The 22,901-nt window shown below is 40.7% G+C and carries 24 protein-coding genes and 1 pseudogene; 17 read left to right on the top strand and 8 right to left on the bottom strand.

All coding sequences use genetic code 11. The annotated features are described in order from the left end of the window. Positions 1-378 precede the first annotated feature (378 nt). From ATB78_RS30120 to nhaD, 11 genes and pseudogenes are all read left to right on the top strand, one after another. Positions 379-544 (top strand): annotated as a pseudogene (locus ATB78_RS30120) (IS110 family transposase); the annotation flags it as partial. Positions 545-1,085: 541 nt separating this feature from the next. Continuing rightward, a complete protein-coding gene (locus ATB78_RS29470; protein WP_155647813.1) occupies positions 1,086-1,241 on the top strand; it encodes a hypothetical protein in 156 nt (51 codons plus the stop codon). 129 nt (positions 1,242-1,370) lie between these two features. Next, positions 1,371-2,294, top strand: coding sequence for an HEXXH motif-containing putative peptide modification protein (locus tag ATB78_RS15230; RefSeq protein ID WP_061009099.1), 924 nt, complete (start codon positions 1,371-1,373; stop codon positions 2,292-2,294). Further along, positions 2,275-3,231, top strand: a complete 957-nt coding sequence (locus tag ATB78_RS15225; RefSeq protein WP_061009098.1) for a ThiF family adenylyltransferase — start codon at positions 2,275-2,277, stop codon at positions 3,229-3,231. Before ATB78_RS15230 ends, ATB78_RS15225 begins: the two co-directional genes overlap by 20 nt. Then, positions 3,209-4,240, top strand: coding sequence for a YcaO-like family protein (locus ATB78_RS15220; RefSeq protein WP_061009097.1), 1,032 nt, complete (start codon positions 3,209-3,211; stop codon positions 4,238-4,240). The genes ATB78_RS15225 and ATB78_RS15220 overlap by 23 nt, the downstream gene beginning before the upstream one ends. Beyond that, positions 4,227-5,009 carry a hypothetical protein gene (locus ATB78_RS15215; protein ID WP_061009096.1) on the top strand — a complete coding sequence of 261 codons (783 nt, stop codon included), beginning with the start codon at positions 4,227-4,229 and terminating at the stop codon, positions 5,007-5,009. Before ATB78_RS15220 ends, ATB78_RS15215 begins: the two co-directional genes overlap by 14 nt. Positions 5,010-5,018: 9 nt before the next feature. Continuing rightward, the gene (locus ATB78_RS15210; protein WP_081096603.1) at positions 5,019-6,194 is read left to right on the top strand and encodes an HlyD family efflux transporter periplasmic adaptor subunit; all 1,176 of its coding nucleotides are present in this window, start codon (positions 5,019-5,021) and stop codon (positions 6,192-6,194) included. A gap of 4 nt (positions 6,195-6,198) precedes the next feature. Continuing rightward, a complete protein-coding gene (locus ATB78_RS15205) occupies positions 6,199-7,872 on the top strand; it encodes a peptidase domain-containing ABC transporter (RefSeq protein ID WP_061009094.1) in 1,674 nt (557 codons plus the stop codon). Between the two features lie 39 nt (positions 7,873-7,911). Beyond that, complete coding sequence (locus ATB78_RS15200) at positions 7,912-8,406, top strand: GNAT family N-acetyltransferase (RefSeq protein ID WP_061009093.1); 495 nt, start codon at positions 7,912-7,914, stop codon at positions 8,404-8,406. A gap of 838 nt (positions 8,407-9,244) precedes the next feature. Continuing rightward, the gene (locus ATB78_RS15195; protein WP_061009092.1) at positions 9,245-10,270 is read left to right on the top strand and encodes an acyltransferase family protein; all 1,026 of its coding nucleotides are present in this window, start codon (positions 9,245-9,247) and stop codon (positions 10,268-10,270) included. Positions 10,271-10,690: 420 nt separating this feature from the next. Next, a complete protein-coding gene (nhaD, locus tag ATB78_RS15190) occupies positions 10,691-12,121 on the top strand; it encodes a sodium:proton antiporter NhaD (RefSeq protein ID WP_132698209.1) in 1,431 nt (476 codons plus the stop codon). 26 nt (positions 12,122-12,147) lie between these two features. Here nhaD and ATB78_RS15185 read toward each other — a convergent pair whose 3' ends face one another. After that, a complete protein-coding gene (locus tag ATB78_RS15185; RefSeq protein WP_061009091.1) occupies positions 12,148-12,543 on the bottom strand; it encodes a GFA family protein in 396 nt (131 codons plus the stop codon). Positions 12,544-12,761: 218 nt separating this feature from the next. Here ATB78_RS15185 and ATB78_RS15180 point away from each other — a divergent pair, with 218 nt between their 5' ends. After that, positions 12,762-13,370, top strand: a complete 609-nt coding sequence (locus tag ATB78_RS15180; protein ID WP_061009090.1) for a YitT family protein — start codon at positions 12,762-12,764, stop codon at positions 13,368-13,370. A gap of 83 nt (positions 13,371-13,453) precedes the next feature. Here the strand turns inward: ATB78_RS15180 and ATB78_RS15175 are convergent, their stop codons facing one another. The 3 genes from ATB78_RS15175 to ATB78_RS15165 form a co-directional block, all read right to left on the bottom strand. Beyond that, positions 13,454-14,275 carry a hypothetical protein gene (locus tag ATB78_RS15175; RefSeq protein WP_061009089.1) on the bottom strand — a complete coding sequence of 274 codons (822 nt, stop codon included), beginning with the start codon at positions 14,273-14,275 and terminating at the stop codon, positions 13,454-13,456. Between the two features lie 108 nt (positions 14,276-14,383). Next, the gene (locus ATB78_RS15170) at positions 14,384-14,866 is read right to left on the bottom strand and encodes a methylated-DNA--[protein]-cysteine S-methyltransferase (RefSeq protein WP_061009088.1); all 483 of its coding nucleotides are present in this window, start codon (positions 14,864-14,866) and stop codon (positions 14,384-14,386) included. Next, positions 14,863-16,230, bottom strand: a complete 1,368-nt coding sequence (locus ATB78_RS15165; RefSeq protein WP_061009087.1) for an AlkA N-terminal domain-containing protein — start codon at positions 16,228-16,230, stop codon at positions 14,863-14,865. Before ATB78_RS15165 ends, ATB78_RS15170 begins: the two co-directional genes overlap by 4 nt. 203 nt (positions 16,231-16,433) lie before the next feature. On the opposite strand from ATB78_RS15165, the gene ATB78_RS15160 reads away from it, so the two are divergent. The 3 genes from ATB78_RS15160 (at position 16,434) to ATB78_RS15150 (ending at position 18,150) form a co-directional block, all read left to right on the top strand. Beyond that, positions 16,434-16,637, top strand: a complete 204-nt coding sequence (locus tag ATB78_RS15160; RefSeq protein WP_020195070.1) for a hypothetical protein — start codon at positions 16,434-16,436, stop codon at positions 16,635-16,637. A 349-nt stretch (positions 16,638-16,986) separates the two neighbouring features. Then, positions 16,987-17,430: a DoxX family protein gene (locus ATB78_RS15155; protein WP_061009086.1), complete on the top strand. Its 444-nt coding sequence runs from the start codon at positions 16,987-16,989 to the stop codon at positions 17,428-17,430. 24 nt (positions 17,431-17,454) lie between these two features. Continuing rightward, entirely contained in the window at positions 17,455-18,150 is a 696-nt protein-coding gene (locus ATB78_RS15150; RefSeq protein ID WP_061009085.1) for a pirin family protein, read from the top strand. A 126-nt stretch (positions 18,151-18,276) separates the two neighbouring features. On the opposite strand, the gene ATB78_RS15145 is transcribed toward ATB78_RS15150, so the two are convergent. Next, positions 18,277-19,170, bottom strand: a complete 894-nt coding sequence (locus ATB78_RS15145) for a LysR family transcriptional regulator (RefSeq protein ID WP_009696587.1) — start codon at positions 19,168-19,170, stop codon at positions 18,277-18,279. Positions 19,171-19,318: 148 nt separating this feature from the next. On the opposite strand from ATB78_RS15145, the gene ATB78_RS15140 reads away from it, so the two are divergent. Then, complete coding sequence (locus ATB78_RS15140; RefSeq protein ID WP_005434702.1) at positions 19,319-19,672, top strand: DUF413 domain-containing protein; 354 nt, start codon at positions 19,319-19,321, stop codon at positions 19,670-19,672. Between the two features lie 145 nt (positions 19,673-19,817). Here the strand turns inward: ATB78_RS15140 and ATB78_RS15135 are convergent, their stop codons facing one another. Then, positions 19,818-20,069, bottom strand: coding sequence for a DUF3081 domain-containing protein (locus ATB78_RS15135; protein WP_009706732.1), 252 nt, complete (start codon positions 20,067-20,069; stop codon positions 19,818-19,820). A gap of 375 nt (positions 20,070-20,444) precedes the next feature. On the opposite strand from ATB78_RS15135, the gene nagB reads away from it, so the two are divergent. Beyond that, complete coding sequence (nagB, locus tag ATB78_RS15130) at positions 20,445-21,245, top strand: glucosamine-6-phosphate deaminase (protein ID WP_005434699.1); 801 nt, start codon at positions 20,445-20,447, stop codon at positions 21,243-21,245. 118 nt (positions 21,246-21,363) lie between these two features. Here the strand turns inward: nagB and ATB78_RS15125 are convergent, their stop codons facing one another. After that, complete coding sequence (locus ATB78_RS15125) at positions 21,364-22,230, bottom strand: glycerol kinase (protein ID WP_050913769.1); 867 nt, start codon at positions 22,228-22,230, stop codon at positions 21,364-21,366. Positions 22,231-22,381: 151 nt separating this feature from the next. Then, positions 22,382-22,810 carry a hypothetical protein gene (locus tag ATB78_RS15120; protein WP_005434695.1) on the bottom strand — a complete coding sequence of 143 codons (429 nt, stop codon included), beginning with the start codon at positions 22,808-22,810 and terminating at the stop codon, positions 22,382-22,384. Positions 22,811-22,901: the final 91 nt, after the last annotated feature.

Genomic DNA, 22,901 nt, shown 5'->3' with positions numbered 1-22,901 from the left:
TTAGCAAAAAAATTGCTTTTTATCTGCTTGGCTATGAAACACTTAGTGAAAGGCTAGCTACCCTCAGATCGGTGTAAGCCATCGCGATTAAGCCACCAAGTAAGTTCAACATGAATCCATGTAAACCACGACAACGAGAATGTTCAATCTGAGATATGAAAAGCAATAATGATAATCATTATTTCACTTTCAGAAATTTGCCCTTTCCGGTAGTTCTCTCTGGTCAGCATGATCTGTTCGTAAAACTAACAACTAGTTCATCTCAATTTTTATCCTAAGCTCGAGTTAAGTAGGCTAGGTCAGTTCAACTACTTTTAGTCCCAAAACCTATTTTGTGGAAATGATGGATATCGCTGATTTGCCGAAAAGGAGAATAATTATCAGGTTAGTCTATTTCCCTAGCAATATGTCAAACCTTACATAAAAAATAAAAATGACTTTATTGATGCTGACGTAATAGCTTGAGACAGTACTGAGACCTAAGATGGGGTTTGTTTCCCCAAAGTGCGAGCAAGTACAACTTGGTATAGTCACCAGAAAAGTAGTGCCTTAGAACCAAGTCCTAGAAAGACTCGTCCAAAATGGAGTCATGATGCATATGACCCCTTAGCTATTGCAGTATTACCTAGAAGCTTTCGGACTAAATTTAACATTTTCCTCAAGGATAATCAGGATTACATGAGATAGCGCTGTCAATACGTATGCTCGAAAAAGTTCTTAGCTAAACCTATGACGACAACCTTAGTACATATGGATATTACTCCTAACCTTAGTGGCTGTACCTTGAGCGTGAGAAACGATGTTCGAAGGGAGGTGCGTACATCGCATCAAAGTCATTTAGATTGATTAAATCTCTTTAAGTATTAGACGTTTACTATTGATACCACCACTATAACTAATGGCAACATATGAGACAGAGATCATATTTAATATCAATACTTTAATAAAAAGTGAGACTCTAGTTAACCAAATGAAACAAAAACATTTCACAAAAAGGAAGTGTTTGTTAATTTTTTGGACGCGCACTGATAAATGTCGATATTTAAAAATTTACTTAAACTAACTAATTATCTGGAGAAATAGGAATGAGTAACGAAGCTCAATTACAAAAAATCCATGCTGGACTAGTTTCAGAAGAGGAACTAATTTTAGAAGAAATTCTTGAAGTATCAGATGTAGAAATTACAGCTTCAAGTATGCCGGCCATGCAGTTGGAATATTCAGACATCCAACAAAGATAATGGACATATTATTATAAGTATGGCTTTTGTCACAGCAATATGACCATACTTTTTCTTTTTATTATTCACACCCTAACTTGAGGGTGTGAATATAACTAACGCACATAAAGTAAAATTCGAAAAACAATTATGAGTATAGATATAGAATTTGGTGATGTTTTTTTTCCAACCATCAAAGAAATTGGTCAACTTGAAATAGAAACCAATGATAAATTAGTTAATAAGTTTCTAATTTTAAGTAATACTCTTGACGTTGACATTGAGCACCTTAACTTAAAGAATAATAAATTAAATTTGTCACCTGTTTACTATGAACTGTATAACAATGTAAAAAATTCCATTACATCTAAGAATTTTGAAGTAGCTAGAGAATTGTTAAGTAAAGAGTATCCACCATATTTAATACAAGAAAAAATTAACGACCGATTAGTTGAACGTAAATCTATACTAATGAACGGACACGCAGAACGTTGCTTGAACAATGTTGCTCTACAAGCCACTGAAGATTCTTCATCCATTGAGTTCCTCGAAGTTAACCAAAGAATGAGAAACGGATATACTAATACAATAGATACTCTTCTAAACAGATCTAATTATGCATTTTATTTTGTTGAAAAAACACTAAAAGAATTAGTTCCGTTTGAAGCCGGCAATGGAATAGGAGCTTCTTTCTATGGATATTCCGGTGGTGTTTTTTTGAACCCCAAATACCTAGAAAGACCATATTTAGCATCCGAACATATTTATCATGAATGTAGACACTCTGTTTTCAATCATATACTTATAAAATATCCTCTTTATGAAAATAGCCCCAAAGAAAAATTCACATCAGTTCTTCGAAAAGACAAGAGACCAATGTTCGGTTTGTTTCACCAATTATATGTTCTAGTTGGGTTAATTGAACTATTTAAAGAGAATGATGATGAAATGTTAAAAGCAGCAGAGAGTTCATTTTCTGATTGTATAAATATAATTCAGTCGAACGCAAAATTGACGGAGCATGGAAAAGAATTTATAGAGATGGCGGTAAAATATGATTGTAAAACTTATTAAACCTTCGGTAAATATATATAGAAGTAAAAACCAAATAGCATTACACTATAAAAACAAGCTCATAAAGGTTAAATCGAAAAAGAAAATTGTTCAAACAATTGATGCTCTATTATTTGATGGCATTAGTGATGAAAAAAAATTTTCCTCTGATTTCGTCAGAAAACTAGAATCGTATGATTTTATAACTAACTTTAGTAAAAAAGATATATCTTCAAGACTTGGCTCTTTCCTTAAATTAAACAATTGTGAAGTTGAAAATAAAAGAATAGTATTTTTAGGGTGTGGAAGCCTTGCTACACATATAATAAGTCAATCTCTGCACTTACCATTTAAAGACATTATTCTTATTGACTTTGATGTGATAGAAAAATCCAACATTGATCGGCAATCAATATTTAAACATAGTGATATTGGAAGAAAGAAAACTGAAGTATTATCAGACTATATACATGCCCACTCAGGAATTAGACCAATAATTTGTGACGCTCAAATTTCAAATAGTAACATAGAAAAATTGGAAAATTTGATTGATGGTAACAGTCTAGTAATTCAGACAGCAGATACTCCATCATTAGAAATAACAAAGTGGGTTATATCCGCATGTATTAATACCGGATCTTCACACATAAAGGCATCAAGTATCGGAATATCCCCATACCTAAGGTACCCATATAATGGCTCTTGCTCAAATTGTGCAACAATAGCGGCACACAGACATCTAGAAATGTCTATTGGTCCTGGCTTTATCCCTTTCAACTCGACTAAAAGATTCAGGGTAAGTGCATCCCACAATCTGTCTAAGACAGCCTCTGAACTTTTAAGTGCAATACTTGAGAATGAGCGAGAATCAGTGATGACAATTTACTGTAATGGAACAAACAAAGAAATATTAAATGTCACCAAAGAGGATTCGTGTGTCTGTCATCCCAAGCATTAATGTAGAAAGCTTTAACGTAAGAATAGAATCTCTAACAGATATATTCTTTGGAAAAAAAATATATTATAAGGAAGCAAGTGTAATATTAAAAAATGGATCTATTATCTACGGTGTTGGTATAAGTAAAAATGAAAACATAGCATTAAAAAAATCCAAATTTGAATTATATGAAAGGTGTGTTGGGATTGCATCTAATAATTATATCATTGATAAAGATAGAAGTGATTTAGAAAAGATACTGATTGATAGATTTTATCAAGAGCCAAAGGAGTGGTCTATTTGCAAAGACGAAAAAAATGGCAATAACGTTCTATTACCTTCACTTTATGTAGGGGTTAATTTCAATCAAAAAAGTAAATTTAAAGATTATAAAATAAAACCAGATGCTACAGGACTTTCTATTCATGAAACTATAGAAAAAGCTAAAGAACATGCACTTAACGAGTGTATAGAAAGACATTCAATAATGAACTCATCATACAAGGATAATTGTGGATTTATTTTAAAAAAAACAGTAAATCTTGATAAAGAATCATTTTATCACCTTTATATATCCAGTGAGGTAGTATGTAAGCGATATACCGCAATCTGTGTGCTATGCATCAACGGTAGAGCTTATGTAGGAAGTAAAGCAAGTACCGTGATTGAAGATTCATTCGATGGAGCCTTGAATGAATCAATGCAAAGTTACTTTGCATTCAAGTTGAGGGTAAATTGCATCCCTAGCCACCAAAAATATATTAAATCACCAAGAAACAGTCGAGAAAGATTGTTTAATAATTATTATCATTCAGATAAAACATTATCTCTTTTTTCTAATAGAATTGTTTCAAAATTTAATATTATTACATATGATATCGACATTTACACAAGATTACTGAGTAAGGTTGTGATAAATAATGAAACTTATTATCTCATACGCTTGATTTCACCAAATTTAAGTCCAAAATTCGCAGATGAATTTGAAAACTACTTTATTACATCAGGAGAAGCACATGTATTTGGGTAGGCCTAGTGATTTTCATTCCCTGTCAAAGCTCACTTCAATTAACTTTCCTAACTCAGAAGAAGTAATAGCCAATTCAATAGGGGATGTTGAATTTGATTTTTCTGAAAATTACTATGATATGTTTGTGAGAAATGGTGGACCTGGTTGTGGAAAAATTCATAAATATACCTTTAACGATTGGCTCAATGGCTTAGTTCCTTACCAGCTTTGCTCATCCGCAAAAAGGGCTCCAATTAATTTATTAAAGAAAATCCCGTTGCCAGTGTTACTTAAAGAAAGCAATGAAAAAGCTGTTTCTCAGTTTTTTTTGGGATATAAAGGCCAACGTGCGCACGCTCATTTTGATCAAGATTTTAAGGATGTAATTTTTTACAACTTAAGTGGACGAAAAAAAATATATGTTGGTTACCCCAGCTTAAAATACTACGAACGTTCTAAATCTAACTGGATAACCGATCACGATTGGTTCTTAAGAAATGCTGATGACATCATCGAGCTCGGTCCATTAGAAGTAGCATTTATTCCAATGAGTGTATGGCATGCTGTAGAGTATTTAGAAGATAGCATATCAATTAATTTTAGGTTTGTGAGAAAAAAAGAGATTACTAATTATTTCAGAAATAAACCTAGAACAAGATCTTCACAGATCGCAGCATGGATTCTTAATACTAATGATTGTACTGAACGTTTGGACATTGAGTCATCTTATAATAGAGATATAGATATTGAGATCACTAATTATTTAAATTTCAAACAACGTGATGTGTAGATATAGTTTATGAGGTTTTCTGAACAAGAGTTGAGTTTTAAGAATACATCTTACTTATTACTCTCCATGCTAATTACAACATTTATATTTCTAACTAATGTTTCATATACTAAAAAAGAATCTGTTTTAGGATACTTCGAGTTAGATAGTGGCATAACAAAAGTTTCTCCTTATAGAAACTCATTTGTTGAGGAAGTCTACATTACTAATAACCAGAAAGTAAGAAAAGGACAAAATATATTGAAACTTAAATTTGAACATGAAATCGATAACGATAAGTTATTAAGTGAAGTGTTTTCATTTGGGTTAGAAAGAATAAATGAAAAACTATTGAAAAGAATCGAAATAATAAAGGAAATTGATAATAGAGAACATGAGCTAACATTAAAAGAAATTAAAAGTATAAGTCAACTAATAAAAATGAAAGAGAAAGATATAGGTTTGAAAGAAAACTTAATATCTGTATTCTCTAAACGACTTGAGATGTACCTTGCCTCAAAACAAAGTATTCGACATTTAGAAATTGAAAAAACTAGGGAGAAAATAACTAACCTCAGAAGTGAAATAAACTCCATTCTTATATCGATCTCGAGCCATAAGTTTGATGCAAATTATAAAATGGAATCATTAGCTATTAAATCTGAAAAATACGAAGATGAAATAGTTTCTATTGAAATAGAGATTGAAAACAACTTGTTAAAGATAAGTGAAGTAAAAGATAGTAATACCGTCATAATAAGTGCATCTAAAAATGGTTATATTAGCGGTCTGAATGTTAACGCTGGAAGCTACGTCACTTCTAGTGATATCTTATTTAGCATAGTTTCAGAAGACACAAAAATAAAATCAAAGTTAGTTGTTCCTACAAGGTCAATGGGAAGACTCAATGAGGGCGACCTAGTTAGATTAAAAATAGATGCTTTCCCATATCAAAAGTTTGGAATTTATGACTCATTGATCTCTGTTATTCATAAGAGCTCTTACATTCCCGGAGAAATAGAGATACCAGTCAAGGCCTCCGAGCCATTTTATTTAGTAGAGCTAAATTTAGACCATCATAATTTGCTAAAAAACAATCTAAATATTAGACCAGGCATGACAATGAAGGCTGACATTAATATTGAAAGAAAGACCATATTTAATTGGGCGATAGATCCGATTGTAAAACTAGCAGAAAGGTTTTGACATTATGGATAAGAGAGCAAAAATATTTAATTTCATAAAAGGAGTAAGGTATCTAAAGAGATCTTTGTTGCAAATATTGATCCTTTCTATTATTGTTCAATTTCTTAATATAATAAGTCCATACTATGTTCAGATAGTAGTAGATGAGGCCGTTACAACCAAAGATACAGATTTATTAGTTATATTGGCTATTGGTTTTGCATTTGTTTCAATATTTAACTCAATTTCCATGTATATAAGAAGTCTTTGTATTACAATTTTTGGGGCTCGAATCAGTGAAACCCTATCAAAAAATGTAATTAGAATTTTGCTAAATCTCCCTTTGGAATATTATAATGGTAAACATGTAGGTGACATAGTTTCTAGATTTGGATCACTAAAAAATGTAAACAAAATAATATCAAAAACTATTGTTGAGGCTTGCATTGATATCTTAATGGTTGTAACTACATTAATAGTTTTGCTTATCTATAATTATAAGTTAAGTTTAGTCGTCATAATCGGAATTTTGGCTTATTTAATGATTAGATTAGCGTGGTATCGTCCACTTAGGATACAAGCAAAGTCAAATTTAGAAGTGTCTGCGCTGGAAAATAGTAATTTTATGGAGAACATAAGAGCTATTCATAGTATAAAATATTATAGCATGATTGATAATCGAGAACGTACTTGGCTTAGTTATTATATTGATTCTCTATCTGGCAACGTTAAACTTCAAAACATGCAATCTTCTTTCTCATTATCCAAAAATATTTTATTTGGTTTGGAGGGAGTTATTGTAATTTATCTTGGTGCAATTTTTGTAATTGAATCAAATTCAATAAATAATTTCACTATAGGTATGCTAATTGCTTTTATGGCTTACAAATCACAACTTACATCACATTCTAGCTCTTTAATTGATAAATTTATTGAATACAAAATGCTTGGAATGCATCTTGAACGTCTAGGTGAAATAACAGAGACTGAAACAGAAAACACAGGAGGATCTTTCACAAACCTAGAGATAAAAGGATGTATAGAACTTTCTAGAGTATCTTATAAATATAATGAATCACCAATACAGTTATTGGATGATATTTCAGTTAGAATTAAGCAAGGAGAATCTGTAGCAATTGTTGGTAAGTCAGGCTCAGGAAAAACCACCATCATGAATTTAATTATAGGCTCTGTACAACCGCAACAAGGTTCAATCGAAATTGACAACGTTGATTTGAAAACAATCAATATTAGTAAATATAGAGAGCAAATAGCTGTTGTAATGCAAACAGATCAGTTACTCAAAGGGACTATAGCAGAGAATATATCTTGCTTTGACTCTACCGTCGATATGGATCTAGTAAATCACTGTGCGGATGTTGCTTCGGTTAGCAACGATATCAATTCCTTTAAAGATGGTTATAGCACATATATTGGAGAATTGGGAAATACGCTTTCTAGCGGACAGAGACAAAGAATATTAATTGCTCGAGCTCTGTATAAAAGACCTAAAATAATCATCATGGACGAGGCGACATCTCATCTAGACATTTCGACGGAAAAAACAATTAGTTCTAATATTAAAAAATTGAATATAACAAGAGTAATAGTAGCTCATAGGAAAGAAACGATTATGAGTGCAGATCGAATTTACGAGCTATCTAATGGTAAATTAATGGAAATAAAAAATTATACATAAATTAAATTTTTAGAAAACTCAAAAGAGGAAGAAGAAAAAATGAGAATAAGAAGAATAGAAAAGCAAGATTTAGAACAATTTAAAATATTATGGAATTCAGTATTTCAGGAAGGTGGCTTTCTTAGAACAGCTCCCCCTTCAGACGAACGAATATTAACAGTAATTCGCAAAGTTACCGAGCGAAAAATCCCTCAGTTTGTTGCTATAGAGAATAACGAAATAGTAGGAAGTGTTGAAGCGTTTCCTGGTACTATGTGCGGATTTGACTCAGACAATACAGGTTATGTGGGTATTCAAGTCAAAAAGGAGCATCGACAAAAAGGAGTTGCCAAGAAATTACTTGAAACATTATTGTTTGATAGTCGAAATTTTGGCTTTAAGTTTTTATGTTTAGAGGTTTATTCTGATAATCTGGTCGCTAGAAAGTTGTACGAAGCATATAACTTTCAATATACGGGTAGTACAAGACTGGTGACTATGTCAGATGAAAGTAGCAGAGAAGCATTGGAAATGAAGATAGAGATATCAAGATAGAATATTATGCCGTTGTAGGGTGTGTCCTGGAATTCTGATCGTGAGACAATCATAAATCCCGTGTAACTATGTAAAGTAAATACTTAATTTACCAATACAACCTTACTCTTCCATACGGATTTCTACATTACTGGCATAGGGTCGGCCAGATAATCATTAAAGAGCGCTTCAGTAATTCCTTGGTAAGGGGTTACCAGTCTCATTGTAAGCGCTCCAAGCCAGCCGCCTACCCTCTACTTGGCAGAGTCTTCAAATATCGACAGCGCAAAACTGGAAGTTTTGTTCGATAGAATTGCTCCATTAATGCACCAAGCTGCGAATAACAACCCATTAACTCCCGCCTCTAGCCAGCCCTCTCTCTGAACACTCCGGCCAACCTGTTGACTCCGATTAACAGAGGCTAGACTTTCTGCTATCCTTTAGCAAATTGGTAGACATTTACGTCTATTTAGGCACTTTTAACCACTATATCAACGCTTTCAGTAGCACTTTCTCAGACCAATTTCAGCGTTAACTGGAAAATGAACCTCGAGTTCTAACTGTTAATTGGAATTTACTGCGTTTTCCTTACTTTCGTAACTGGAAATCAGATCAAAACCGATTGATTTGTTTAACTCACCAGTTTCATTCTTAAGTGGACACTACATATAGCCATCTGCACACTCTCGATCGCAATACATTGAGTAATCTTATGAATATGAATTTTCGAAATTTGAGATGGGTCTGAATTTCGAAAACTGGTCCCCTTCAATTGCACATGAGTTGATTTTTTACCGCGAGAACTGAGCCGTTACCTGCTAATTTCGCAGCGATTTTTCACTTTTTTAGGTAAGCACTTATGGCAACCACAAAGAAAATTGCCAGTTTAGAATTTGCCCGCATCATCGCAATGTTTGCGATCGTAGGGCTTCACTGTCAGATGGCTCTCACCTATTGGCAATGGGATGAGGTGCCTTGGGTCGGGTACATGCTCAACCAATTGGCTCGCTTTGCCGTGCCGCTGTTTTTCCTCATCTCCGGCTATCTAATCCAACCAAAGCTCAGCACGAATCCCGTGGAGACACTCAAAAACTACACCAAGCCTTTGCTTAAAATATGGTTAGTTTGGAGCGCGATTTGTCTCTTAGTGCCTTTCCGTTGGCCAGTGGTTGCAGAAGCGGGTTATCTCGCCGAGAGACAAGGTTATTGGGGCTACCTAATGTCCAACCCAATTAACTCACTGTTGGAAGGTGGTTTGGTGCACTTGTGGTTTATCCCAGCCCTGATCATTGCTGTGGCCATCATTGCGTTTCTGGTTCGTATTGGTATGGCTCAGTTGCTGCTACCAACAGCGGTATTGCTATACATCTACGGAGTGTTCGCAGGCAGCTACATCACGCTTACTGAGCTACCAGCCCCATTCTTCACTCGTAATGGTCCGTTCTTCAGTACCTTGTTAGTGGTGCTTGGTTACTTAGCGCGACAACACCAGTGGCAATGGTCTCGCAATAACACTATTCGCTTGATTTTGATCGGTATGGCGCTGCACTTTGCCGAAGCCTATTACTTGATGAACTACGAGATCGCCTTTAATTCACACGACTTCTTGTTCGGCACTGTGATCTGGTCTTTAGGTGTATTCATGTGGCTTCTTGCCCATCCAAACTTCGGCAATATGCCGTGGGTGTTTAAGTGGTCTCCGAGTATTTTAGGTATCTACGTCAGCCACCTTTTGGTGATCATCCTGATGATGAACGTCGCAGGCATGTTGGGGTTAGAAAACTTGGCGAAAGACGCTTTCATTTACCCAGCAACCATTGTGGTTACCCTGCTGCTTGTGAAGGGCATTGAAGCCACTCCACTGAAAAAACTATTGCTGCGCTAAATCCATTCAGCACTATGTATGGCTTGCTCTAACACTTTGGGGTTACAGCAAGCCTCTCAAAAATGAGAGCTCACTCTCACTCATCAAAATTATCATTCCTAATACCACGTAATTTGCTTTCTCTCACAAAAAACATTGTTCATTTCCATTAGATTCATTCGACATCAACAAAATGCTCATTAAACGGAGGCGGTATGTGGGCAGGTCAAGGACTCGTTCCTTTTTTAGAAATTAGCCATTGGCTAACTTATGGTTTATACGCTGCAGTAATCCTATTTGGCGCAGCGAGCATTGCGTCACTCAGAAAGTAGTGGCGCAAGCTACATCAATTCAAAACTCCTACCGTTAATTCGAGCTTACTCACACTTAACCTATTAATATGTGGCTAAAATTTCTCCAGTCAGACAAGGAGAAATGTCTATGCCAATCTATCCAATTGTCGCGTTTTGCTGTTTGATGTTTTCTAGCTCCGCACTTGCAGCTGCGACCAGTGAACTTAATCTCATCAATTCCACCGTCGGTTACGCCGCGCTGATCTTCTTCACCATTGCCTACATTCTGGTGATGTTGGAAGAATACCTACACATGCGAAAATCCAAGCCTGTGCTGCTCGCCGCGGGATTAATCTGGATTTTGATTGGTTACACCTTTACCCAACACAACCAAGCTGACGTCGCTAAAGCCGCACTGGAACACAACCTTCTGGAATACGCCGAACTTTTATTGTTCCTACTGGTGGCGATGACTTACATCAATGCGATGGAAGAGCGCAGATTGTTTGATGCTTTGCAGGCGTGGATGGTCGGTAAAGGCTTTGATTTCAAGAAGCTATTTTGGCTCACAGGTGGCTTAGCCTTCGTAATTTCTCCAATCGCCGACAACTTAACCACGGCGCTATTGATGTGTGCAGTGGTGATGAAAGTCTCGGGCGATAACCCAAGGTTTGTAAACCTAGCTTGTATCAACATCGTCATAGCGGCCAACGCGGGCGGTGCATTCAGTCCGTTTGGCGATATTACGACTCTGATGGTTTGGCAGGCAGGACACGTCAGTTTTGCTGAGTTTATGCCGCTGTTTGTGCCTTCACTGATCAACTACATTATTCCCGCGTTCATCATGTCGTTGTTTGTGCCAAACACCAAGCCAGATACGGTTCATGAGCACATCGAACTTAAGCGTGGCGCAAGACGCATCGTGGGTTTGTTTATCCTGACTATTGCCACTGCGGTGTCTTTCCACGCCTTGCTGCACTTCCCACCTGTAATTGGCATGATGATGGGTCTCGCTTATCTGCAATTTTTCGGCTATTTCTTGCGCAGAACCCTTCGACACTCCCTCGCCAAAAAAGCCGCGCGCGCGATTGCCAATGGCGACGACTACGCATTAAAACGCTTAGGCTCTGTCGTGCCATTTGATGTTTTCCACCGTGTGTCTCGCGCCGAGTGGGACACCTTGTTGTTCTTCTACGGCGTGGTGATGTGTGTTGGCGGCTTGAGTTTACTTGGCTATCTCGAACTGGTTTCTAACGTGATGTACACCGAGTGGAACCCAATTTGGGCGAACGTCATGGTGGGGATACTTTCCGCTATCGTCGATAACATTCCGGTTATGTTTGCTGTGCTCACCATGGATCCAAGCATGTCGATGGGTAACTGGTTATTGGTGACACTCACCGCGGGGGTTGGTGGTAGTTTGCTGTCGATTGGTTCTGCTGCAGGTGTGGCTCTCATGGGCGCTGCGAGGGGACAATACACCTTCTTTGGACACCTCAAATGGGCACCGGTGATTGCTCTGGGTTACGCAGCGAGTATTGCCGCACATCTTTGGATGAATGGCAGCTTGTTTACTTAAACTGCCTCAATCCATGCTACGTATCTTTATCGGTCTGATGGGTGGTTTACACCATCCATCACCTCTATCTCTCCCAATTCATACGGATTTACGTCTTCTAAGCAGCCAACGTTGTAGCCATATTCGCTCGGGTTAGAGCGGCGCTGATGGTGGGTATAGATGCCACATTCACTACAGAAGAAATGCTTAGCCGTGTTGGTGTTAAACTGGTACAGCTTGAGTACATCCTCACCTTGGATTATGCGAATCCCATTCAAAGGCACCGATGCCACAATCGCGCCACGACGTCGGCACATAGAACAATCACAACGTCTAGGCTTCTCGATTCCATTTGGTAATGACAGTTCAATTTGCACTTTTCCGCAGTGACAAGAAAGCTTATGCAAAGGCTGAATTATCGTACTACCTACTTGTTTAATCATGACATTTCCTCGCTCCTTCCGTGTTTGCCTAGCTTAATGTGTAAAGTCTGTTAAACAGTTAACATCCGCGCAATCTAGGTCAAAAACTCGACATCAATCACTTTTCACGACATTTTATTCAGCGATTTATCACTATTTGGTTGGCGTTTTGCTAACCGCGTCCGTTTTGGTTGCGCGCTCGCAGTTAAAACGGTTTTAAAACCAAGGAAAATACTTTTATGGATAAAGATCATAGCCTTAGAGAGAACCTCTTGGCTCTGACGCTCGGTAGTGCGTTGGTGTCACTTGGGGTTATCTTCTTCAACAAAGTGGGATTGCTCACTGGCGGAACAGCGGGTTTAGCAATCTTCCTCACTAAGATCAGTGACTTCAGTTTTGGTCAGGTGTTCTTCGTACTTAACCTACCTTTCTACATTTTGTCTGTGATGCGCATGGGTTGGCGTTTTACCATCAACACTTTTATTGCGGTTTCGATCGTGTCCTTTGCGGTAGACCACCTGCACCATGTGATTGAAATTTCTCGTATTGAACCCATTTATGCCGCACTGCTCGGTGGTGGTTTGATTGGTATGGGGATGCTAGTGATTTTCCGCCACAAGATGAGTTTAGGTGGCTTTAACATCTTGGCGCTTTACCTTCAGGAACGCTTTGGCATTCGTGCAGGTAAAGTACAGATGGCACTCGACTGCACCATCGTTGTGATGTCGCTATTTATCGTCGATGTTTACTTGATTGCCCTTTCTGTACTAGGCGCTGTGGCGACCAACTTAATCTTGGCCATGAACCATAAACCAGGGCGTTATCAGCCCAAGCCACAAGCTGCGTAATAGCACAGAGTCACGATGAAAAAACAAAGCCCCGAGCCATTAACTCGGGGCTTTTTGTTTGTTCTAATTCGCTAATGAAAACATTACACCAATGGCGAACTCTCACAGTATTTCTGATCATCTGCCGTCAGTTTTTGCTTGTTCGCTTGGCTTAAGTGATAGTGCACCAGCATCAGCAAATCATGCGCGTAGAAAAGCTCGAAAGCGTCCTCACCATTTTGTCGACAGATAGCCTCACAGCGTTCAGCGTGCACTTTGGCTTTGAGCGGGTTACCAGCTTTAAGCAGACTCATCGCTAAGCGATATTCTGCGCGCTCTTCTTGCATCCAACCACCAGCAACTTTCCAGTATTCAAGCGCCAATGTGGCAGCCTCTAGCATGTGTTTTATTTGCGCTTCAGAGCGTGTTTCAAGCTCTTCATATTGGCAGGCAAGGTTGTTTCCCGTAATGGCAATTGAACGCGCTAAAGGCTCGGCAGCTTGATCTGAATCTATACCGTTAGCTGCTTTTACCAACCATGTGCTAGCTTGCTCTAGCTCGTTCATTGCTGACAGCTCGTTGGCAATTTGAGCAAACACGCGACGCTGATCGACATCCTCCAAATCAGCGATATGGTTTGTATTTTGGTCAACAAAGTACTGCGCAACGACTTTGGCTCTCTGACTTGCCAAACTCTGGCTCACAACGATGTTTTCGAGCTTATTTAAACTGGTAAGAAACTGGCTTGGGTCTTGCAGATGACCAATGGATGTGTGCAACATCAAAGGTAAGATGCGCTCAGCATGGTTAGTGTCTTCTACCTCGCTAAGCGCTTGTTCTAATTGAGTGTATGTTTGTTGTGGCTTCGCTTCATGTTGCTGCCAGCTTTGGTTTATGAATGCATCAAAATCCGTATTGAAAGACATATCCTTATTATCCTTTTTCATTGCTCTGGATTGCTTATTAGCTCAACAACCCTACACAAAATCGAAGCAAATAAGGTAAATCTTGCCGGATTCTGAGAATGGCCTCACTTAAAGTGATGAGCCCTTCTCCAAAGCCAATAATCGCTGTTTACGCTCTACCCCGCCCGCATAGCCTGTAAGCTTGCCACTTTTGCCGATGACACGATGGCAAGGCACTACAATCGAGATTGGGTTTTTACCATTCGCCAGTCCCACCGCACGTACCGCTTTCGGATTGCCGATGGCGTTCGCCAGATCTTGGTAACTCCATGTTTCACCATAAGGAATGGTCGTTAGTGCATGCCATACTTGAGTTTGGAAATCCGTACCTGTCGCTGCAAGGGGCAAGTCAAATTCGTTACGCAGCCCAGAAAAATATTCTTCCAATTGAGTAACAGTCTGGCTGAGCACGGCATGTTGATCATCACGCTCGCCCAAATCGTCTGGTTTGGTGGTACACGTTTCAAACCAAATTCCTAGCAAACCTTGATCGTTAGCTTGAATGGTCACTGCGCCTAACGGACTTGGCATTACCGTATAAAGTGATTTCATGATTGATTCCATAAGTGAAAAGTCGCGTAACTGCCCCAAGGCGACGCAGTATGAGCATTCAATGACGGATAGTTTGGCATGGCTTTCTTCACCACCAAGTCTTTATCTAAAAAACAATTAGGCTGAGATTGGCCACGCAATTGCGCATAGCTTACCGTCCACGGCCCAATGCCTTTTAATTCCAGCCATTGCTGCGGATCGGCTTCTGGGTTTTGCTGCATGTACTGAGCAAATCGCACGAGTGTGTCTTTACGACTTTGCGGCATACGCAAAAAGCTAACATCAGCATTCGCAATGGCTTCTGGCATCGGAAAGTGACGTGCTTGCTGCTCGTTACTGAGCGTTGCTACCAACAAGTTAAGTTGTCCGATAGCCGCTTTGACCGACACTTGCTGCCCCAACACAGCACGTACACCGGCTTCCCACGCGCTCCAGACGCCCGGAATACGAATCCCGTGGGTTTTCACCAATCCCGGCGCGATGTATTCCAGATGCTGCTCTACCGTGCAAATATCCGCATCAAGGTCGAACATACGACGCACACCAGACACCAAATTCTGCAATTTAGTGACGTCTTCAATGTCGAACTCCATCTCAAGGTACCCCTCACCTTGAGTGACCTTAAATCGTGCATGGCAATCATCGAGTAAAACATTGCGCTGGTAAGCGTCTTGTGTAACTTCTTCCATTCCTTCAATCGCACGCAGACGATAAAAATCGAGCATGTGCTGCCAGTTCAAAGCCCCGCGATAAGGGAGCACAATTCGATTTGTCCCCACACCATCAAACTCCTTTCTGCGCACTTGAGAAGGCGTTAGCTGAAGGATCTTTTGAAACGCATCATTGAAACGTCGAGTGCTGTTAAAACCTGCAGCAAAGCCAACTTCAGTGACTGACATCGAACTCGAATGCAGTAGCTGCTTGGCAAACATCAATTGCTGATACTGCGCATACTGCTTTGGTGACATCCCCAAATATTGCTCGAACAACATGCGTAAGTAACGATCCGAAATCCCGAGACGCTCAGAGAGATCCGCAAGGGACTGATGATGCAATGCGCCTTGATCGATCATGTTGATCGCACGTTGAAATGTGGTTTCAACCCCTTTCCAAGCCCACGATCCTGGCGCACTGTCTGGGCGACAACGCAAACACGGACGGTAACCCGCCTTCAAGGCTTGCGTCTTGTCAGTGAAGTACTCGACGTTTTCCTCTTTGGGCAAATTAGCTGGGCAGATCGGGCGGCAAAAGATTCCTGTCGTTTTCACCGCAACGTAAAAGCGCCCATCAAAACGACTGTCACGAGCCATGCGTGCTTTTTGACATTGTTCGAAGGTCAACGATGTGTGTGGGTGGATGAGCATAGTGCTGTCCTTGCGTACACAGTGGGTGTTTAACGAGTGGGTAACTTGCTCGCCACTCGATCGGTATAACTTCATTGTAGAACGAGGAGTTACTGTAGATTAGCCATTTTCGGAACTCAATATTGAGAAATTTTGGCATTAGTAAATTTGTGCACTAAAGTTAAATCAGAACAACACAACAACGTCGGCTAAAGGGAATTGGCATGGACTTACATACGTGCGTGATTGTACTTAGAAATCACAAGGTTATTACCAGTAAATCAGTCGAGCACTCGATAGGGATTATCGAACGCGACTCTGATAACGAGATTTCAGAAATTCAAATCAATGCGACTGATGGTGTGAATATTCGCACTTATCACTACCGTAGTGTGGAAGACTCGCTTGAAAGCTTAATGAATCTATAAAAACTCCTTTCTCCCTTGTTAATCGTAAAAGCAAAAGAGCACTGGTTACTGTGCTCTTTTTTTTGCTCTGCATTTACGGAATTCTTGTTTCAAAATACAAAACACGTTCGAAAAGTTATTCGAAATTTTGCGATTTCCATAATCAAAACCACCACAGCAACAACCAATAAACAACGCCTAACACCAACCTAAGCATCTGTATTTATTGAGTTAAAAACGTTCCATCGAATTTATCGAACGAGAACATCAAATTGCCCCGATTTTTTCTTTCTCTCCTCCTACCTACACTGATTTCAACAGCAAGGGAGTCACCACTCCTCATCAGAAAAATTCGAGAAAGGATAAAGTCATGAAAGCACTACTACAGAAAATCACCACTTCAAACGCGGGCTACAGCGCACTCGCACTTCGCATTCCAGTCGGCATCATCTTTATGGCGCACGGCGCACAAAAACTTTTTGGCTGGTTTGGCGGTTATGGTCTTGAAGGTACAGGTCAATGGATGGCATCGATTGGTTTGGGCCCTGGCATGCTGATGGCATTTTTAGCAGGTAGTGCAGAGTTTTTTGGCGGCTTGTTCATCTTGCTTGGTCTGCTTACCCGCCCTGCAGCGGTGGCTTTAGCATTCACCATGGTGATCGCCATTTTCTCAGTTCACTTTGAAAACGGCTTGTTTATGTCGAACAACGGTTACGAGTTTGGTTTAGCACTACTGGCAGCAAGCGTTTCTCTCGCTTTCTCTGGCGCAGGCAAAGCCGCATTGGATGAAGCACTTCGTAAGAAACTAGCGTAAGACGATCACTAGGAGGAGATGATTATGATTACCGTAAGACATGCAAATGACCGTGGTCGCGCGAATTTTGGTTGGCTCGACAGTAAGCACAGTTTCTCTTTCGGCAGCTACTACGATCCGCAACACATGGGCTTTTCAGAGCTACGTGTGATTAACGATGACGTTGTCGAACCTAATGCAGGGTTTGATACACATGGCCACCGCGACATGGAGATCATCAGCTATGTTTTGCAAGGCGTTATCGCTCACAAAGACAGTGAAGGCAACGTAAAAACCTTGCCTGCTGGTGAATTCCAACTGATGTCGGCTGGCAAAGGGATTTACCACAGTGAATACAATGCTTCAGACAGTGAAACACTGCGCTTTCTGCAAATCTGGATTCAACCAAACACGTTTGGCAATAAGCCAGGTTACCAACAAAAAGACTTTGGTCAGGAAAAAGGCTTAACCACCATTGCGACACCAACCGGTGAGAATGGCACGCTGCACATCAAGCAAGATGCCACACTGCATCAGTTGATTCTCGACGCTAACTCCGAGTTAAGCTTTGCTATCGAATCAGGTCGCAACGTGTATGTTCATCAAGTGGAAGGTGTGCTTAAGGTCGACAACACCACATTGACCAGTGGTGATGGAGCGAAAGTAGAACAGCAGAGCACCATAGTGTTCCGCAATGATTCGGACAAACCAACAACCGCATTGGTGTTCGATCTGCCATAACTCTCGGTTCAGCCATTGCTTGGCTTTATAAATACTTAAAGATTTATGCAACCTCATATAAAAAACCCCTTGGCATCACACCAAGGGGTTTTCGTTTAAGTTTGCTCTGGATCGCAAAAGCAGAAATTACTCGTCTGCTGGAATGTCCGCAATTTGTTGCAAGCTGTACGCCGTTAACGGGTCAATCTCTTTTACGATTTCTTCAACCTGCTTAATCGCTTCTACAGACGTGCTGGCTTTGCGATAGCTCAAATAGATAGGACGGTACCAATCTTCTACGCCAGACACCTTGTGGAGCTGCCCGCTTGCAATAAACGGCTCTACCAGAGACGCTGGTAGGTATGCACTGCCACCTTTCTCTAAAACGAAGTCTAACGCGATACGAGCGGTAGAAGTGCGAAGGTAAGGCGCAGGGATTTTCGGGTGACGTTCCGCGTGTTCTGAAGCGAAGCGCGTACCCCAATCTACGTAAACGTATTTCTTGTTAAACACCGTATCAAGAGAATCTTGTTCGGTAGACACCAGCACCAACACCACGTCAGCAACTTTCTTGCAGTTAAGCTCATCCGCTTTGATTTGATCGAAGGCAAAAGCCATATCGAGTGTACGTTCCAACAGGCTGCGGCTTAGCATCTCACGTCCCATGACTTCCGCCATAAAACCGTAACCACCAAACGAGTCCGTTACGACACTCAAGCAGTTTTGCAGGTAAGCATCCCAAATGTTCGGCGTACCACCCATGGTGAGCTGTAACGCTTTGCCATCTTCGAGGGATAATTCGAGTTTGGCTTGCTGCAAAGTGGTGACCATCACCTCTGCATAGCCTATTAAACGCTCACCTGCGGAGGTCAACTTTATGTTATTTCGATCACGAATAAACAACTGCGTATCGAAATAACTTTCGAGTTGTTTGATGCGTGCGCTCACTGCGGCTTGAGTAATGTACAAGTTCTCAGCAGCTCGTCCGAAGTGACGAACCTTTGCCAGCTCTAAAAATGTTCGAAAGACCTTTACATCCATAAACCATCTCCTGGTCAATATAAAACCAGATTAACAACTAATTAAAATTTTGACGACAAAAAAGTTTTGTTTTTCTTTTGTTAGCTTTGCGCCTAATTTTCGCCGTAATTCATCACATTCATCAATAACGGTTACAGAGGCTGTTGATATGTCTGACACTGAATTTCGTCATGGCAAAAAACGTTTTTACGACAACGTAAAATTCCCACGCGGCTTTGCAAAGTCTGGCGATTTTACTCTTTCGGAAGAGGAAATCCTAACAATTTATGGGGATACTATGCTTGGCCTAGAGTCAGGCGAGTTGACACCTGAGAACAGCGAAGAGAAACACTTCGTAAAAGTTCTGGAAAACCCAGGCAAAGCGAAAACTAAGATCGAGCGCACTTGGTTAAAATACACACAGTTAGCTCGTGGTCGCAAACGCTTCCACACGCTAAATGGTCGTAACAAACCAGAGGCGTCAGATGACTACGCAGAAGAGAGCCTAGCAGAAGACGATTAACCGACTCTGCCAAGCCTTAATGCTTGGTTAATCCTCAGAGTGTTTCATTCTGTGGAGTTGCAAAAATTTTTCTTTTCCAAAAGCCCAGAGGTGTTTCACCAAAGGGCTTTTTCATTTTTTAGTAAACCTATTGTACGGCGAGCACTCATTTCGCCAACATAGCGACCTTCTTCAAGAAGCTGTCTTTAAGATGCTCTTGGTCGTACTCCAGCTGATAGGTGTTGTGGAAACCCACTTTGAGCTCCACGCCATTGCCTCTCAGAAACACGTTATAGCCGTCGTAATCAGAAAAGGCTTCTACCCCTTCATACATCTTGCCAAACTCGGTAGGCGTGCCGTTGTTCATCACACATTCGTATGCTTGCAGCACTTTGGTTGCGTCTAAGTCGTTTTTCATTGCGATTCCCTCAGCAATAAACACACTTTAAGTATGGTTAAGGAAGAAGCGCCGTGCCACACCATAGATTGCGTAAGATCATAACTTCGGCATTTTTCTTCTCTTTCTCCTACGCAACTCGGTTCAATTTAGCTCGCTCATTCAGCCAAAAAACTTTTTTTCAGTCATAAATTTTAAACGCTAATCAACTAGTCTAACGTCCTCTATATAAGAGGGTAATCGCAAGAAGCAAACGTGAAAACTGTTGAGAAAAGCAACATTGGTTAAAGAAAAAGCAAAATTTTGACCTAAAACAATAGCAGATCGCCATTACTTATTTTATAATGCGAATTAATGTTTCAGGACATCTTAAATTCCAATAACTAGGGGCACAAAATGAGACTTATCCCGTTAGCTCAAGCAGCACAAGTAGGCAAGTGGGCAGCAGCACACATCGCTAAGCGCATCAACGACTTCAAACCAACTGCTGAGCGTCCGTTCGTTCTGGGTCTACCTACTGGTGGCACTCCTCTAGCAACTTACAAAGCATTGATCGAACTTTACCAAGCAGGTGAAGTGAGCTTCGAACACGTTGTGACTTTCAACATGGACGAGTACATCGGTATCCCTGCGGATCACCCAGAATCATACCGTTCATTCATGTACAACAACTTCTTCAACCACGTAAACATTCAAGAAGCGAACATCAACCTTCTTAACGGTAACGCGGAAGATCACGAAGCGGAATGCCAACGCTACGAAGACAAAATCAAGTCTTACGGCAAGATCAACCTATTCATGGGCGGCGTAGGTAACGACGGTCACATCGCATTCAACGAGCCAGCATCTTCTCTGTCTTCTCGCACTCGCATCAAGACACTAACTGAAGACACTCGTATCGCGAACTCTCGTTTCTTCGATGGCGACATCAACCAAGTTCCTAAATACGCACTAACTATCGGTGTTGGCACGCTACTAGACGCTCAAGAAGTGATGATCCTAGTAACTGGTCACAACAAAGCACTTGCTCTACAAGCAGCAGTAGAAGGCAGCGTAAACCACCTATGGACGGTTTCTGCACTTCAACTACACCCTAAAGCAGTGATCGTTTGTGATGAGCCTTCACAACAAGAGCTTAAAGTGAAGACTGTTAAGTACTTCTCTGAGCTAGAAGCGGAAAACATCAAAGGTTTCTAATCCTTCGGGTAACAACCAAAGATAAACGCTGAATACACAAAACCCGTGAGTCATCACGGGTTTTTTCGTTTTTAAAGACGGGAAAGTTTAGGAATTTAAACAACCGTTAGCGAAGCGTCTAATAAGCTTGAATACCAAACTGGCGCAGACGTTTTGGCAATACCTCATCGAGCTTATCTAATTCGCTCGGCTCGACCTCAATGAGGTTGAAGTTATGCTGCTCGTACACCGCACGAATCTTCTCTCGCTCCGCTTCTAACATCTCGCCAGAATCGCTGCCCCAAAACTGCAAATAGACCTTACCGCCTGGTAGGTAGAAATCGCTTGTCACATCTTGGTCGATCGGCAGTTGACGCTCATAAGCGTGCACTACTCCTGCCAAATACAGCCAGTTATCGATCAGCAGTTCTCCTTTAGAACGAACATAATGCCCGTCTAAAGTGCGGTGCTTAGCTTCAAACTTCTGGCGAAAACTAGAAAACGACTTATCTGTCGAATGGGACTCGGCATCTTGACCTAAAAACTCAATCACAGACTGCTTGAGACGCTTGTTACGTAGCACTACGTCGTGCCACACCACAAAGGTATTCTGCGACTCTTTATCGGTTCTCTGCTGCCCACCAGCGCGGATTCCGGCTTCGGTTAAGCTCCAACCTTCTTCGGATTTACTGATCCAGCCTAATTCACTTAACAGCTGGTTCATACGCTTGGCATTGAGCTTAAGCTTCTCACCCAACTGGGTTGCGCTGTAAGTTTTGCCAGACGTTGCCGCAAGCTCGATGTGCAAGTTGGTCGGCCATACGATGAACTGCCCAAATTTGGGATGATCGACATACTCACCGCCAAACTTGGCACCCTCTTCGGTCAAAATCCATTTCTCGTCTTGGCGAACGATGTAACCAGCGCGTTTGAGATCAGCAAACAGCAGCTTGGCCTCTATCTGACGCATTTTTGCCAGCGCCGACGTCGATATTTTTTCAGACACGATTCATGCCTCCTGCTACTGTTTGGAATAAGGTAATGACTTGGATATTAACGCATTGATTTCATTGCTTGAAGTAAGAATAGTTGGGATTTTCTATCCACAACAAAAAAGGAGCACTTTGGCTCCTTTCTCTACATCGAATTGAATCGGCTTAATTATTCGCGAGTTTGGCAAACTTGCTGTAGGTGCTGATTTTGCCGTTGATGTACTCAATACCACTGTGCACATTGTTTTCTGTGTGACCAACAATTTGGTATTCGACGATGAATTCTCCGCTGATGACTTTGATAAACAAGAAGCCGTCGCTGACCTTCCATAAGCCCTGTAAACCACGCTCACTGAACAAGTCTTTTTCCACCAACGTGCCATTTGGTTTGAGCTCCAAAATCGACGAGAAACCGTCGACGTTCACTTTTACCCAAGGTTGTTGATGCACTTCGTAGCTGAGGATTTTGCGGCGTGTTTTCGCCCACTCACGCAGTTCTTGCTCTTGCGCTGGGGTGAGAATTGGCAGGTCTTCCATCTCCAATAGGGTGTGATGTTTTTCGTACCAGAAAAGTTGCAGATGGAGTAATTTCATTCAGATTAACGGGGTTTTATAACGACAAAGCGCAACTTTGCGCCAACCCTGATGGTAAGTCAACCAATGAAACGAAAGAGTGCAGTTTTCA

It is taken from the genome of Vibrio sp. CUB2 (assembly GCF_001557945.1).
GTDB classification, from domain to species: Bacteria; Pseudomonadota; Gammaproteobacteria; order Enterobacterales; family Vibrionaceae; genus Vibrio; species Vibrio owensii.
Note: the sequence above shows the minus strand (reverse complement) of the source record. Positions and strands in the feature narration are given on the sequence as shown.